Origin of the sequence: Staphylococcus sp. EG-SA-15 (genome assembly GCF_017151895.1) — a bacterium.
In the GTDB taxonomy this organism is placed as follows: Bacteria; Bacillota; Bacilli; order Staphylococcales; family Staphylococcaceae; genus Staphylococcus; species Staphylococcus aureus.
Window position 1 is genome coordinate 362399 of the sequence record NZ_JACVZN010000001.1, and the last position, 14870, is coordinate 377268.

The 14870-nt window shown below is 30.9% G+C and carries 15 protein-coding genes and 1 pseudogene; 1 reads left to right on the forward strand and 15 read right to left on the reverse strand.

Features of this window, described 5'->3' with window-relative positions; genetic code table 11:
* Window positions 1–612: 612 nt before the first annotated feature.
* A complete protein-coding gene (gene sarA / locus IDG64_RS01800; RefSeq protein WP_001018677.1) occupies window positions 613–987 on the forward strand; it encodes a global transcriptional regulator SarA in 375 nt (124 codons plus the stop codon).
* Window positions 988–1235: 248 nt separating this feature from the next.
* Here the strand turns inward: sarA and IDG64_RS01805 are convergent, their stop codons facing one another.
* From IDG64_RS01805 to IDG64_RS01875, 15 genes and pseudogenes are all read right to left on the reverse strand, one after another.
* Window positions 1236–2024 carry an alpha/beta fold hydrolase gene (locus tag IDG64_RS01805; RefSeq protein WP_001045423.1) on the reverse strand — a complete coding sequence of 263 codons (789 nt, stop codon included), beginning with the start codon at window positions 2022–2024 and terminating at the stop codon, window positions 1236–1238.
* Between the two features lie 168 nt (window positions 2025–2192).
* Window positions 2193–2909 carry a hypothetical protein gene (locus tag IDG64_RS01810; protein ID WP_001222133.1) on the reverse strand — a complete coding sequence of 239 codons (717 nt, stop codon included), beginning with the start codon at window positions 2907–2909 and terminating at the stop codon, window positions 2193–2195.
* A gap of 161 nt (window positions 2910–3070) precedes the next feature.
* The gene (locus tag IDG64_RS01815; RefSeq protein WP_000735558.1) at window positions 3071–3577 is read right to left on the reverse strand and encodes an SA0570 family protein; all 507 of its coding nucleotides are present in this window, start codon (window positions 3575–3577) and stop codon (window positions 3071–3073) included.
* 135 nt (window positions 3578–3712) lie between these two features.
* Window positions 3713–4513 carry an alpha/beta fold hydrolase gene (locus IDG64_RS01820; RefSeq protein ID WP_000362967.1) on the reverse strand — a complete coding sequence of 267 codons (801 nt, stop codon included), beginning with the start codon at window positions 4511–4513 and terminating at the stop codon, window positions 3713–3715.
* Entirely contained in the window at window positions 4497–5216 is a 720-nt protein-coding gene (locus tag IDG64_RS01825) for an HAD family hydrolase (protein ID WP_000365354.1), read from the reverse strand. Before IDG64_RS01825 ends, IDG64_RS01820 begins: the two co-directional genes overlap by 17 nt.
* Before the next feature lie 54 nt (window positions 5217–5270).
* The gene (locus IDG64_RS01830) at window positions 5271–6221 is read right to left on the reverse strand and encodes a FecCD family ABC transporter permease (RefSeq protein WP_001790232.1); all 951 of its coding nucleotides are present in this window, start codon (window positions 6219–6221) and stop codon (window positions 5271–5273) included.
* A 147-nt stretch (window positions 6222–6368) separates the two neighbouring features.
* Entirely contained in the window at window positions 6369–7256 is an 888-nt protein-coding gene (locus IDG64_RS01835; RefSeq protein ID WP_000749059.1) for an ABC transporter substrate-binding protein, read from the reverse strand.
* Window positions 7257–7572: 316 nt separating this feature from the next.
* The gene (locus tag IDG64_RS01840; RefSeq protein WP_000901764.1) at window positions 7573–8208 is read right to left on the reverse strand and encodes an endonuclease III domain-containing protein; all 636 of its coding nucleotides are present in this window, start codon (window positions 8206–8208) and stop codon (window positions 7573–7575) included.
* A gap of 333 nt (window positions 8209–8541) precedes the next feature.
* On the reverse strand, window positions 8542–10203 hold the full coding sequence (argS, locus tag IDG64_RS01845; RefSeq protein ID WP_001021139.1) for an arginine--tRNA ligase: 1662 nt from the start codon (window positions 10201–10203) through the stop codon (window positions 8542–8544).
* The gene (locus IDG64_RS01850) at window positions 10200–10616 is read right to left on the reverse strand and encodes a YwiB family protein (RefSeq protein WP_000359086.1); all 417 of its coding nucleotides are present in this window, start codon (window positions 10614–10616) and stop codon (window positions 10200–10202) included. Before IDG64_RS01850 ends, argS begins: the two co-directional genes overlap by 4 nt.
* Window positions 10617–10708: 92 nt before the next feature.
* A pseudogene (locus tag IDG64_RS01855) lies at window positions 10709–10817 on the reverse strand (hypothetical protein).
* Between the two features lie 74 nt (window positions 10818–10891).
* Window positions 10892–11902 carry an alcohol dehydrogenase AdhP gene (adhP, locus tag IDG64_RS01860; protein ID WP_001200748.1) on the reverse strand — a complete coding sequence of 337 codons (1011 nt, stop codon included), beginning with the start codon at window positions 11900–11902 and terminating at the stop codon, window positions 10892–10894.
* A 498-nt stretch (window positions 11903–12400) separates the two neighbouring features.
* Complete coding sequence (locus tag IDG64_RS01865) at window positions 12401–12922, reverse strand: YwhD family protein (protein WP_001792725.1); 522 nt, start codon at window positions 12920–12922, stop codon at window positions 12401–12403.
* A gap of 27 nt (window positions 12923–12949) precedes the next feature.
* Window positions 12950–14245 (reverse strand): HD domain-containing protein, encoded by a 1296-nt coding sequence (locus IDG64_RS01870; protein WP_000180145.1) that lies wholly within the window; start codon window positions 14243–14245, stop codon window positions 12950–12952.
* A gap of 39 nt (window positions 14246–14284) precedes the next feature.
* Window positions 14285–14761 carry a GNAT family N-acetyltransferase gene (locus IDG64_RS01875; protein WP_000477505.1) on the reverse strand — a complete coding sequence of 159 codons (477 nt, stop codon included), beginning with the start codon at window positions 14759–14761 and terminating at the stop codon, window positions 14285–14287.
* Between the last annotated feature and the right edge of the window lie 109 nt (window positions 14762–14870).

Consider the following 14870-nt stretch of genomic DNA (forward strand, 5'->3'; position numbering starts at 1 on the left):
ATTATCGTACTTTCTATTATTTGTTACCCGTTATCAATCGGAATAACGTATAGACACTTTAACGTGCTATAGATTGGTTTTAATCACTAAATTAATGTGTTTTTCTTATCATTAAAACTGCACTGAGAATTACTAAATTAAAAAAATTATAAAAATTTTTCATTTTTAGTGATAAAATTCTGAAAAATGGGTATAAATAGTAGAAGAAGTTAACTTGGAAGAGTTAAGCTATAACAAAGAATCTCTTTAGACATACATTGAATATCGAAACATTTAATTGCGCTAAATCGTTTCATTAAATAAATTACCTTGTATTGGCGATTAAATTAAGGTAAATTATAAAAAATGCTGATATTTTTGACTAAACCAAATGCTAACCCAGAAATACAATCACTGTGTCTAATGAATAATTTGTTTTATAAACACTTTTTTGTTTACTTCTCATTTTTAATTAGTTATAATTAACTAAATAATAGAGCATTAAATATATTTAATAAAACTTATTTAATGCAAAATTATGACTAACATATCTATAATAAATAAAGATTAGATATCAATATATTATCGGGCAAATGTATCGAGCAAGATGCATCAAATAGGGAGGTTTTAAACATGGCAATTACAAAAATCAATGATTGCTTTGAGTTGTTATCAATGGTCACTTATGCTGACAAATTAAAAAGTTTAATTAAAAAGGAATTTTCAATTAGCTTTGAAGAATTCGCTGTATTGACATACATCAGCGAAAACAAAGAGAAAGAATACTATCTTAAAGATATTATTAATCATTTAAACTACAAACAACCACAAGTTGTTAAAGCAGTTAAAATTTTATCTCAAGAAGATTACTTCGATAAAAAACGTAATGAGCATGATGAAAGAACTGTATTAATTCTTGTTAATGCACAACAACGTAAAAAAATCGAATCATTATTGAGTCGAGTAAATAAACGAATCACTGAAGCAAACAACGAAATTGAACTATAATTTTGTTTAGCGCAATTTGGTGAAGTTTGATAGATGATACATTCTATTAAACTTCCTTTTTTTATGTCTTTTTTTGTAAATGTTAAGAGGTTTTGCACTAATGGCACTTAATATAGGGAAGATAGCCGCATAACAAGTAGTATATATCAAATACATTTCAAAAAAGCTGATTTCTATCAAATAATGAATAGTAATCAGCTTTTTCACATTGCCTAAGGACTTTATGCCCTAGGTTTATATATCACATATTATGATACGCTTTTCAAAAAATTTAAATAATAATTCATAAATGCTTCTGGTTCTTCAATATGCGGTGCATGTCCTGAATGTTCGAAAATTTTTTTCGTAACATTTAAAAAATGCGCTTCCAATTTAAAATGATTTTTATCTTTAATCAAAGGATCATGTTCCCCATTAATTAACAAAGTAGGCACACATGTACGTTTTTTTAAATACATAGGTTCATCTTTATGCAAAATTAATGAACGAATTGCCACCGCACTATCATCCTCAGACTTAATGCTATATATTCTTTGTTTTTGATACCATTTCATCGTCTTCTCTTGATTTCTAAACAATTTAGAAAATAAAAGAATATACGCTTCAGACTTATTAAAACCCGCTATATCATCTTGATATTGAATTAACAATTGAGTAAAGCTGTGTATTAAGTCATCTTTCTTCGATGCAATGGTAGTTAATGATTTTACACGATAAGCATATTTATCTGTAAATAACTTAGCAACTACCCCACCTAAATCATGTCCTAGAATATGTGCCTCATGAATATTTAACTTCTCCATTAGAATTTTTAAATCCTCAACGTGATCGTTTAAATCGTATGATTCACTTTTAGAAGACTTGCCATGACCTCTTAAATCGTAAGTAAGTACTTTATATGATGATGCTAGTTGATGTTGCAAATCTTCAAATCCAGCTAAATTACCATCCAATCCATGAAGTAATATTATAGGATCCCCTTTACCTTCAATTTGATAAGTTAATTGGATTTGAGGATTAATTGTGACTTTATTCATTGTGACACCTCCCTCAATAAACTATATACCCAACCTTCATTCTATATACGCTTCCATTTTATAAACAATTTTTTTAAATTATTTATAAATTACCAAAAGTTATTCCAACAATAAAAAAACTATTCATCTCAATTAATACAATTAATCAAGTGAATAGTTTTATCATATTTATAATCTTGTACGTGAAGATAATCTAATTGTGAAATATATAACTAGAACTACTAATAATATCCATATAATTAATGAAAAAATCTGGGCTGATTGTGGATTATGAATCATTGCATCGACGGTTTTTTGACAAAATAATAACCCGATTCCCGAAAACTCAAGTCGCTTATAAAATATGCCGGCAATTACTAAAATAATACCAATGAAAAAGAAAAATTGATGTCCAAAATTTGTAATTGGTATAACGCCCCAAGTAATATTAAATGCTTGTAATATAATTAATAACAAGGATATGATAGCGATAATTGTACCCATAATCATTTCTATTTTATTACTACGCAAGTAATTCTTTTGAGACACCCTTAGGTATACAACAATAGTCATTGGAAAAATCACTAAACAGTAAAATAGACTCATTCCAGTAATAGCTTGAAACTGAACATACTGTTTATCATATAAATAGGATATGAGAATGAAGTTTATAATAAAGAAAATAACTGGATTCATTTGTAAAGCAAACAAATTCCTTTGAATCATTAATATGATTTGTGCTGGAGATTTTCTTTTATATTCAATATAATCTTGATCTTTCTTTTCAGAATTTTTTATATCAGTAATTACTTTCTCTTTAATATCATCAATCAAATGCGGTGATAAACCTTTATGATTAAAGTAATCTTCTATATTTTCTAGTAAAATTTTATCGTTAATACGCATTGGTAGTACTCCTTTAAAATGAAACATCTTTATTTATTGTATTGGTTTAATTTCCCCTTCGCAAATCATAAAAATTAATATTCACTGTATTATGCCATGTAATAAAATAACCGACAAGTATTGCGATTTAACTTGTCGGTTAAGCACGATTAATTTAATTATTATTTTTCCAAATCAATACGATATAATTTTATGTTTTTATCTTTTGGTGCTGAGGCAAATTGATAAGTCGTTTTGCCTTTTTCAATATATCCAAAATTACCAGCAACTTTGCTATATTCCGTATGTGTTACTGCTTTGCCAACATAATTTTTAACAGCTTGATATGTTGGACCATTAGCATCATTATACATCATTGAAATATGAGTTACTTTACCATTGTTTTTCTTACCATCAGTAGTTACTAATAACATACCTTTTTTAGTATGGAATTCGTAATAATGTTCAGTTCCATCTTCATTGTAAGAATACATCGGATTTTTGTACTTAGTTAAAACATCTTTAATAGATTCGCCAATTTTCACATTTTCTAATGACTGATCACCCTTAATTAATTGTTTAACAGTATCAATAGAGTTGCCACTTGCTGCTTCGGCACTAGTGTTCACTAAGCCTACTCCCATTACAACAGAACATGCAATTATACTTGCCGTTAGTAGCTTTTTCATAAGCACTCTCTCCTTTTATTTATATCGTCTTGTGCTCACAACCATTATACAACAATCATTTCTAAAACAACAGTCATATTACAATTATATTACAAATAATAATTACTACTTTTATATTTCACTTATCACTAAAAATTAAACATGCTTTTCATCGTGATGTTTGTTGATAAATGCAGCTGTATCTTCGACGAATCTTTCTTGCTCTTCAACAAATGGGAATGCACTTGATTCTTGATATACTTCAAAGTCCGCATTTTGGATTAAATCAGCTACTTCTTTAGCTTCTAATCTTGTTGTTCTTTCACCGAATTCTCCTGCAATAATTTTTGTCGGTACTACGACATTTCTATAAGTTTGAGAAATATCAGCGTTTTTGAATACCTCTTTAACTGCTTGAATTTCTTCTTTAGTTGATATTTCATTTGTATCTACGACATGTTTGAGGAATCGATTCATTTTTCTCGGACGATAATACTTACGCTTATTTAAAAATTTATCTTGTTTTTCAGGATCCCAGTTTCGAATAATATGGGCATATTTTCTAAATAAACGTTCTTCCGGTAATTCACCTTCAATAGATGTTGGATTTACCAACGTAAGTGATGATGTAAATTCAGGATAACGTACTGAAATATCCGCACCAATGATTCCACCCATTTCATGGCATACAAATGCAACTTCTTCAATATATAAATATTTAAGTAATTCAACAATGTCATCAGAAAAATCTTTTATTTCAATGTGACGAGGTTTATCAGAATAGCCATGTCCACGTAAATCAATTAACACAACTTGAAATGATTTTGCTAATTCTGCTGCTAATTTATTAAACACAGAATAATTATCAAGTACAGTATGAATCAATACGATAGGATAGCCTTCACCTAATGTACTGTAATGTATCGATGTTCCATCTTTTCTAGTAAATAGATCCATAATTTTCTCCTTTATTATCATTTTTTATTGGTAAAATGGTTAATAATTCTTCCACTGTTGTAATTGTAAAATCAACTTCTTCTTCGAGTGGTTCAATTTCAGCATCTTCTTGTTTATACCATACACTAACCATGCCCATAGCTCGTGCTGGAGCTACATCATTTAACGCATCATCGCCAACATACATAATTTGCTCAGGTAATACCCCTAGTTGATCAATCATATCTTCAAAAATTTTAGGATGTGGTTTACGAAAACCAACTGTTTCTGATGTTGATAAATAATTAATAACATGCATCAAACCAAGTGAATGTAATCGAAATTGTTTAATCTTAGATTTACCATTTGCGATAACACCAATTTGAAAGCCTTTTTGCGATAGCTTTTCTAGTGTATACAAAGTATCGTAATAAGGAAATACATAACGATAAAAATGCATTTCAAAATCATTAAATAAGTCTTTCCAAGTTAACCTATCTACATGGAAACGTTTAATGATTTCTTTATATAAATCAGGTTTATCATTATCTTCATCGTCATCTAGCTCAATAAATGCTTTTTTAAAATCTGCCAGTTGAACATGAATTAAGTAGTCATGAAATCGTTCATATTGCTCTTCGATAAATTTCTCTCGAGATTTAACTCTGTCCAACAACGTACCTTCTAAATCAAATACAACTGCTTTAATTTGATTCAAATCCATCGCTTATGCCCTCTTTATGTTTATAGTTATTTTTATTTTAGCAAATGTCGTGTGCTAGTGTAACCGTTTCGACTGAGATATTAGCATGTAAAATAACACTGGTATACCAATTAATGCAATGATAATACTTGCCGGTATTTGTACTGGTGACAATATATGGCTACCAATAAAATCTGCCATAACCATTATTTGTCCTCCAGTTACAATATTTAAAGCCAATTGTCTTCCTAATGATTGTTTCCACTGCCATTTTCTAATGAGTTGCGGTATCACCATACCAATGAATCCAATGATGCCAACATATGCGACATTTATCGCCGTTATCATAGAAGCTATACATAACGCGATATATGTAATCAATTGAACATTTAAGCCTAGTGACTGACTTTTTAGTTCTCCTAATTGCAATAACTTTAGTTGATTAAGAATGATAAATATACCAAACAATGCAATGATAAATGTGATTGCTATTATAGATACATTTGAGTATTCTGCATCACCAAAACCACCAAACAGATAATTGGCAATTGTATTTAATTTGCGAGGTTTTAATAAAATCAAAAAATATAGAAGTGAATTGAATAACGCACCAATCATTAAACCACTTAATATTAAGATTCTAACTGGATAGCCTTGGCTCAATACCGACGTAATGACTAATACAGTTATTAATGTTATCAAACTAAATGTTATTGAAAATACAGGAATCCATAACGTTGTTAAACCTAAAAATAATGCTAATCCTGAACCAAATGTAGCGCCGCTTGCCAATCCTAATGTAAAGCTATCTGCCAATGCATTATTTAAAACTGTTTGAAATATAAGGCCTGCAACAGTTAATATCATACCTGTCAACAATGCTTCTAATAATCTCGGTAATCTAACATTGATTAAAATAGACTGGTTAAATACATCATTGATATCGCCCAACTGCCAAAATAGATATATGCTAGTTGTTATAATCAATATGACTATCCAGCTCAATAATACTTTATTAAATGTCATAGCATTCTCTTTTCTTTCATCGATAATTACATTCATTATAGCAATCACATACTCGCGTTGCTATCATTCACTAAATATATTTTAAAAACCCCTTATCTCAAACATGTATTTTTTACATGTAGCAATAAGGGGCATAATTAGAATGGTTTATTTTCTATAAATTGCATCTCTTAATTCTTTTAATCCTTCATCAATACGTGGACCTGGTCTTGATACTTCATCACCATTTACAACTTCAATACGTGTATTCTTGACAGCATTAATTTTATTGAATCCACCTCTTTTTTTGATGATATCCATATAATCTGATCTTGTCTTAGCTTCCGTCGAAATTAATATATCTGGGTTCTTTTTAATAATACTTTCCTTCGTTACAGGGTTCCAACCATTAATGTCACTATACACATTTTGGGCTTCTAATTTTTCTAACATATCATTAAAAAATGTATGCTTCCCTGCTGTATATATTTCAGGCTTTGATGAAACCTCAATAAATACTTTTGATTTTTTATGATGAGCAGGAATTGAATCTATGACTTTATCGATATTATCTTTAGTTTCCTCAACAAGTTGTTCAGCCTGCTTATCATGATGCGTTAATTTCCCAATTTGCTTAAATGTGTTGTAAGTTTCATCAATTGATTGTGCATCTTTAACATACACTACTTTGATGCCTTGTTTCTCTAATGATGACAATACTTTATTAGCAGTTGCCTTTTGCGACTCATGCGCAAGAATTAGATCTGGCTTTGCCTTTAAAAGTTCCTCTTTATTTAGATTCAAAGCATCAAATTGTTTCTTACCCTTTTTCACATCTTTTGGATAATCATCAACCGTTGAAACACCAACTATGTATTTACCTAATCCTAATTCATATAAAATTTCAGTATTACTAGGCATTAACGAAACAATTCTATGGTACGGCGATTTAGACGAGCCATTATCATTGCTACCTTGTTTATCATTATCTTTCATACCACAGCCACTCAGGACAAGCATAAAAATCAAAATAAAAGCAATTAACGATTTCTTCACACTATCACATCTCCTTTTTAAAGCCTCTTGAGCTTTAGCGATTAGAGGCTTTTATGCAGTTGTGCCTTAGCATCCAACTGCGTTCCTCTTCACCTTTAGTGATTAGAGGCTTTTATGCAGTTGCTGCACAAACAACTGTATTCCTTTACTCCCCTTGAGCTTTAGCGATTAGGGGCTCTTATGCAGTTGCTGCACAAACAAACAACTGTTTTTTTCTTTATATGCTTCTATTTATTATATAAGTCCACATACTAAAAGAAAATAGTAAATTATTTTTTATATTTCATATAAACTCATCTATCTAACTTCACAGCGTTTACTTTTTAAAGTAAGGTTCTAAAAAATCATAATTCTTTATATCTTTGTCTCTAAAGTAATGTTTACCAAATACATCTAACAGAGCATGAAATTCATTAGCATCTTGATTTGTAAAATGATTTGGTAATGTGACTACTTTTTTTAATTGATCATAATTTTTAGTGTTTTCATATCCTAATTTATCATATATTTTTCTTGTATAGCTATCTGGAATAAATTCAATACGTCCGAATATATAAACAAGTAAGACATCTGCTGTTTCACTTCCAATACCTTTCAAAGATAATAATTCTTTTCTTAATCCACCTTTATATCGCTCATTAATCTCTTGATAATTGAAATGATGTCGTGCTAACCATGTTAATAATGTTTTAATCGTCAGTGATTTACTTTTATAAAAGCCACTTGAATGTATCAATGATTGTAACGTTTCAATAGGTAGTTCTAATATATGATTTGGATTAAAATGCGTATGTTCTTTAATCTGATTCAATGCAATTTCTGCATTTCGCCATCTAGTATTTTGAACTAAAATTGCACCTAACATCATTTCAATGTCATTATCAGCAGGCCACCAAAATTGTGGTCCGAGATGTTCATATAAAACTTTATATAATTCATCAGTTCCTAACATTTACACCCTCCATTTTAGAGGGAGTGGGACAGAAATGATATTATCGTAAAATTTATTTCGTCGTCCCACCCCGGCAAGGTTGACTAGAATTGAAAAAAGCTTGTTACAAGCGAATTTTCGTTCAGTCAACTACTGCCATTATAACTTTGTAGAGCATAGAACATTGATTTATGTCTCAGGCTCTCTTATGCAGTTGTGCAGTAGCATCCAACTGTGTTCCTCTTAACCTTATTCACATACTAAGCATTCCCCAATATGTCACATACCTAAAAAAAACACTCCAACACAAAGTATCTTTCGAGAAACTCTACGTTGGAGTGTATATAAATGTTCTTACATTGATTCAGGTGCGCTTACACCGACCATTGCCAATGCATTTTTCAATGTAATTCTGACCGCTTCAATCATAGCAACATGTGCTTTTGTTTTTTCAATATCATCTGTTAACACTTTTTCAGCATTATAGAATTTATGGAAATGAGCAGCCAAGTCTTGAATATAGTTAGTAATTCTATGTGCTGATCTATGCTCAGCAGCACTTTCAATTGTAGGTTCGAAATCAGCTACTTTTTTCAACAATTCAATCGCTTTTTCATTTGTAATCGTTGTAAAATCATTCGCAGCAGCTACCTCAATTCCTTGCTCTTTCGCTTGTTTTAAAATTGAACAAATACGCGCATGTGCATATTGAGCATAGTAAACTGGATTGTCTTGAGATTGCTCTTTCGCTAATTCCATATCAAAATCAAAGTGACTATCAGGACTACGCATAGTTAAGAAATAACGTGCAGCGTCAACGCCAACTTCGTCCATAATTTCTCTTAATGTAATCGCATTACCAGTACGTTTACTCATCTTCACTTCTTTACCATTTTCCATTAAACGAACCATTTGCATGATTTGAATTTCTAAACGATTACTATCTACACCAAACGTTTCAAGAGATGCTTTCAAACGATTAATATAACCATGATGATCAGCACCAAATAAATCGATTAAAATGTCATTACCACGTTTAACTTTATCGAAGTGGTACGCAATATCTGGTAAGAAATACGTATATGTACCGTCATTTTTAATTAATACTCTGTCTTTGTCATCTTTAAAATCAGTTGTACGTAACCATGTAGCGCCATCAGCTTCATACGTATAACCTAATTCTTTCATTTTTGCTAAAACTTCAAGAATTTCTCCTTTTTCATATAAAGATGTTTCACTAAACCAATTATCAAAATGCGTATTGAACTCTGCTAAATCATTTTTCAATTTAGCCATTTCGTATTCTACGCCTAATTTTCTAAATTCTTTCAAACGTGCTTCTTCAGAATAATCTTTAATTTCAGGGTGTTTCTCTGCTAAATCTTTACCTATTTCAATAATATCTTTTCCATTATAGCCATCTTCTGGCATTGAATAACTATTGTCACCTAAAGCTTCAAAGAAACGTGTTTCAATCGAACGCGCTAAGTTAGTAATTTGATTACCAGCATCATTAATATAATATTCACGTGTTACATTATAGCCAGCTGCAGTTAAAATATTAGCTAAAGCATCACCAACTGCTGCATTTCTAGCATGACCAATATGTAAATCTCCTGTAGGGTTAGCTGAAACATACTCAAGCAATACATTTTGACCTTTTGATTCATTTACATGTCCAAATTGATCACCTTTTTCAATTGCTTCAGGAATAATTGCTGTTAAATACTGATTATCTAAGTAAAAATTAATGAATCCTGGACCAGCAATGTCAATTTGTTTTACATGTGCTTTTTCAGTATCTAAGTTATCAACAATCGCTTGAGCAATTTCACGAGGATTACGCTTTGCAATCTTAGTCAGTACCATCGCAATATTAGTAGCATAATCTCCATTTTTTGTATCTTTAGGAACTTCAATTTTAATATCAGGAATCTCATCTGCTAATCCTGCTTTGTTAATACTTGCTGCAATTTCTTCTACTAATGTTTGTTTCACTTGATCAATAATATTCATTCGCCTATCTCCTTATAGTTAATTTCATATTGATAAGAACCCATTTTTTCATTATCTTGATATAATTCATAATGAATCTTTAGCTTGCCACCGTCTCCACTTACGAAATGTAAAATGCGTAATGTTTTAACTTCTAGTGGAATTCGTCCAGCCGATATATCGTAAAAAGTTGTTGTCGTTTGTCCTTCAACAAAATGCAAATTCATATTAATGTCGCCTTTACGAATCAACTTAACGCTATCATCATCCACTTTTATTGTAACATTAACTGTTGCATCCTCAATTTGTTCTACATACCGAATAAAGTTAGATTGCCTTTGTTGCCAAGTTCCTTCAGTAGTAAATTCAAATTTTTCTTTTTCGTTGTGCTGTTTCAACACTTGCTTTGTTTGAATACTTACTTTTTTATCCAATTTACTACTCACCTTAATCTTCGCATAATAGAAATATTATAGCATAAAATAAGGTCATCTTGTTATGCCTTCTTAAAGCTAAATAGGTTCAATTAATTAACAATTCCATACTTAATCAACGCTTCATATATGTAAGCCATTTTATAAAATACAAACAACACCTCAAAACCAAAAAAACACGAGATTTTCACTATCTTTCATGAAAACCTCGTGTTTGATTATAATGATAGTGTTCAGAGCACTACCTTCTTTATCTATATAGTCAGTTGATATTTTTAAAATTTAATAACCATTCTACCAGTTATAGTACCATTTTCCATTTCTTCAAAAATATCATTGATTTCTTCTAATTTTCTTAATTGAACTTTAGGTGTTACTTTATTTTCAGCAGCAAATTCAAACGCTTCACGTAAGTCTTGTCTTGTACCAACAAGTGAACCTACTACTTCAATACCGTCAAGCACTAATCTTGGGATATCTAAGTTCATTTTATCAACAGGTAAACCAACGGCAACAACTCTTGCACCAGCTTTTACAACATCAACCGCTTGGTTAAATGGCGTCTTAGCAACTGAAGTTACCACTGTTGCATCTAATCCTTTGTTATCAGTTAATTTCATAACTTCTGCAACTGGATCAACATCTTTAGAATTAATAATAGCATCTGCACCTAATTCTTTCGCGAATGCTAATTTATCATCATTAATGTCGAAGGCAACAATTTTAGCCCCCATAACGTTTTTAGCATATTGTAAAGCTAGGTTACCTAAACCACCTATACCAAAAACACCTAACCATTGACCAGGTTTTACATTACTTACTTTTACAGCTTTATAAGTTGTCACACCTGCGCATGTAATAGAAGACGCTGCTGCTGGATCTAATTTTTCAGGTACTTTCACAGCATAGTCTGCAGTAACAATAACTTGTTCAGCCATTGCACCATCTACTGTATAACCAGCATTTTTCACACTACGGCAAAGTGTTTCACGACCTGTTGTACAATATTCACATCTTCCACAGCTTTCGAACATCCAAGCGATAGACACACGGTCTCCAATTTTTAATGATTCTACATCTTCTGCAACTTCGATGACTTTACCAATACCTTCATGACCTAAAGTAACGCCTGTAACATCACCAAAATCAGCATTCTTAACATGTAAATCGGTATGACAAACACCACAATATTCCGTTTGTACCAATGCTTCACCAGGTTTTAAAGCTCTTAACTTTTTGTCCTCAATACTTACTTTGTGATCTTTCGTTACAACTGCTGCTCTCATAATAATGTCCTCCTTATAGTCACTCCAGTATGTATGATATTAATTGGCGATTACTTTCAAAAATGAAAACGAATAATTATAGATGTAATTTTTATTTGTAATAGACGCCAGATTAAAACATACTACTGTGACTTTGTTTTTAGTTAGATATCAACCGTTAACTTTTAACGTTTCCCTAGTTAATATGTTAAAAGAAATGACATAATCGATATGCTAACGTGTAATTTTTACTTCACATATATTTATTTAAAGATAATTTATAATACTCTTATCTTCACTCTTATTATAATGTGAATTAATTCACAAAGTATATAGCTATGATCAAAAAAATGTGTCAGTTATTCAAATTTTTTATTAACTACAGATTAATTTAATTTCAAAAAAATTAAAAAAACTCCCAACCAATCTAAGACTTTATTTTCACCTCAAGATTTACGTCGTCATTGAGAAATGAATCATATCTTTATAGATTAATTGGGAAATTTTAGTTTCTAATATTTAATTAAATGCTTGATGTAAAGCATCAGAAGAAAGCTTCCACATACCTTCATCATGGTTCATTAAAAAGTCTTTTAAAATAGCTTTATTCTCGTCACCAATTTGATCAATGATAATATGATGTTTCATTGATTTATCCATCATATTAACATGTTCAGGCATACTTTTATAACCACGACGAATTGCTTTATTCACTAATAAATAGCACGCTGTTAAACCAGCATAATATGGTCCTTGTTCATTACGTTCTGTTGTTACCCAACACAACCAATATTCTTTAGCTTCATCGCCTTCAACAGCAGCTTTATCAGTAATCCATTTCACGCCTTTTTCAACTTTGGCGCGAGCATGCATGCCTCCAATATCAATAAATGCTTCTTTGTTAGCAACATCGATAAAAACTGGTGCAATATTGTCTAAGCTAATTGAACCAATATTTGTACCTTTATGACCATCTAGAGGGTCATTTTTTATGATATTAAAATTAAAGCCTTTTTTCTCAGACAATGATATAACCTCCATATTTAACGATAACAATTTTAGCCCTGTTTAATTAAGCTCATTAATCAAATTTTCAATAGCTTCTCTAATTGTCTTATCTTTAATCTTTGCAACCATTTCTCTAGGATAATATAATTTATAGTCTTGGCGATTAATACCTGTAATACTATGAATGACTAAAGATTGATTGCTTATTTCTCTAATCGTACCATCTTGTCTTAATAAATGAATCGGTTTGCGATTTGACCCAGGTCGATCATAGTCATATGGCAAATCCGAAAATGCTTCACTCACAAAATAATAATCTGGATTAATACCACCTGCTTCAAACAGTTCTTGCAGTTCTGATATTGTAATAATTGAGCCATCAAATGGAATATATTTAAATAAGTCTCTATTAATAAATCGACTTGCTAAATCACTTAAAATAGCATCATCTTCTTTTGTCCATTTTTCCAAATAATACGTAACTACCGCTTCATCGAGTTCAACATATTGTTCAATCGTAACTGTCTCTTCAAAAAATGGAATAAAATCATGTGGATGCAACTTAAATTCATAGCCTTCATTATAAAGCTGTTTTGCGCGTTTCAAACAATTATTAAGCAGCACTTCTCCACCACGACTAACTGGGTGGAAATAAATTTGCCAATACATTTGATAACGACTCATAATAAAGTTTTCAACTGCATGCATACCACTTTCTTTAATTAGTACTTCATCTTTAGAAGGTCGCATTAATCTTAAAATACGTTCCATATCAAAAGCACCATATGATACACCTGTGAAATACGCATCACGTTGTAAATAATCCATTCTATCCGCATCGATTTGTGACGAAATCATCGAAATGACCAATTTATTATGATGCGTTTTATTAATTACTTCCGCAACTTCTCTTGGAAACTCAGGCGCCACTTTACGTAATACAGCATTCACCTCAGTATCTCCAGTAATAATCGCTTGTGTGTATGCTTCATGGTCTGTATTAAATATTTTTTCAAAACTATGTGAAAATGGACCATGTCCTAAATCATGTAATAATGCAGCACATAATGCCAACGGTCTATCTTTATTGTCCCATGCATCATGACCAATAAATGACTCATCAATTAATCGTCTAACTATTTCATACACACCTAAAGAATGTCCAAAGCGACTATGTTCTGCTGTGTGAAAAGATAGGTACAGTGTTCCTAGTTGTCTAATTCGACGTAACCTTTGGAATTCCTTAGTTTTAATTAAATCCCATATCAATTGATCTTCAACATGAATATATCGATGTATCGGGTCTTTAAAAACTTTTTCTTCTACTAATTTTAAATCTACAAATGCGTTAGTCATTATTCCCCTCCTTTTCGTTTAATATAATATTTAATTTACTTAAAATGCTTTGTACATAAGTGCTAAGTCTAACTTTTCGCCATACATTTCTGGCTGATAAGAGCGTAAGATTGTAAAACCTTGCTCTTTATAGTAAGCTACTGCTTCTTCATTTTTATTATCTACTTCTAAGTAAACACCTTCAAATTTATCTTCAAAACGTGATAATCCTTCATTTAACAATGCTGTACCATAACCTGTATGTTGCGATTCTGGTTTAACATAATGAGCTGATAAATATAATTCTTCACCGTAAATAAAGTTAGCAAAGCCAACGATGTCATTACCTTCTTCAACGACTAAGAATAATTGTTCTTGAAGTCTTTTCTTTAAATGATGTTCATTATATGAAGCTTCTAACAAGTGATTAACTGTTGTCGCAGCGTATATATTTAAGTATGTATTAAACCAAGCTTTAGTTGCGACATCTCTAATTTGAACAACATCTTTTTCAGTTGCTTGTCTTACCTTGAACATGACTTTCTCCCCTTATTAACAAGTTTTAATAACGGCATTATACCACAACTTGCTCAATACTTAATAAACAATGATTGTCTATTCAATTTATATATTTATATTTTCCGTT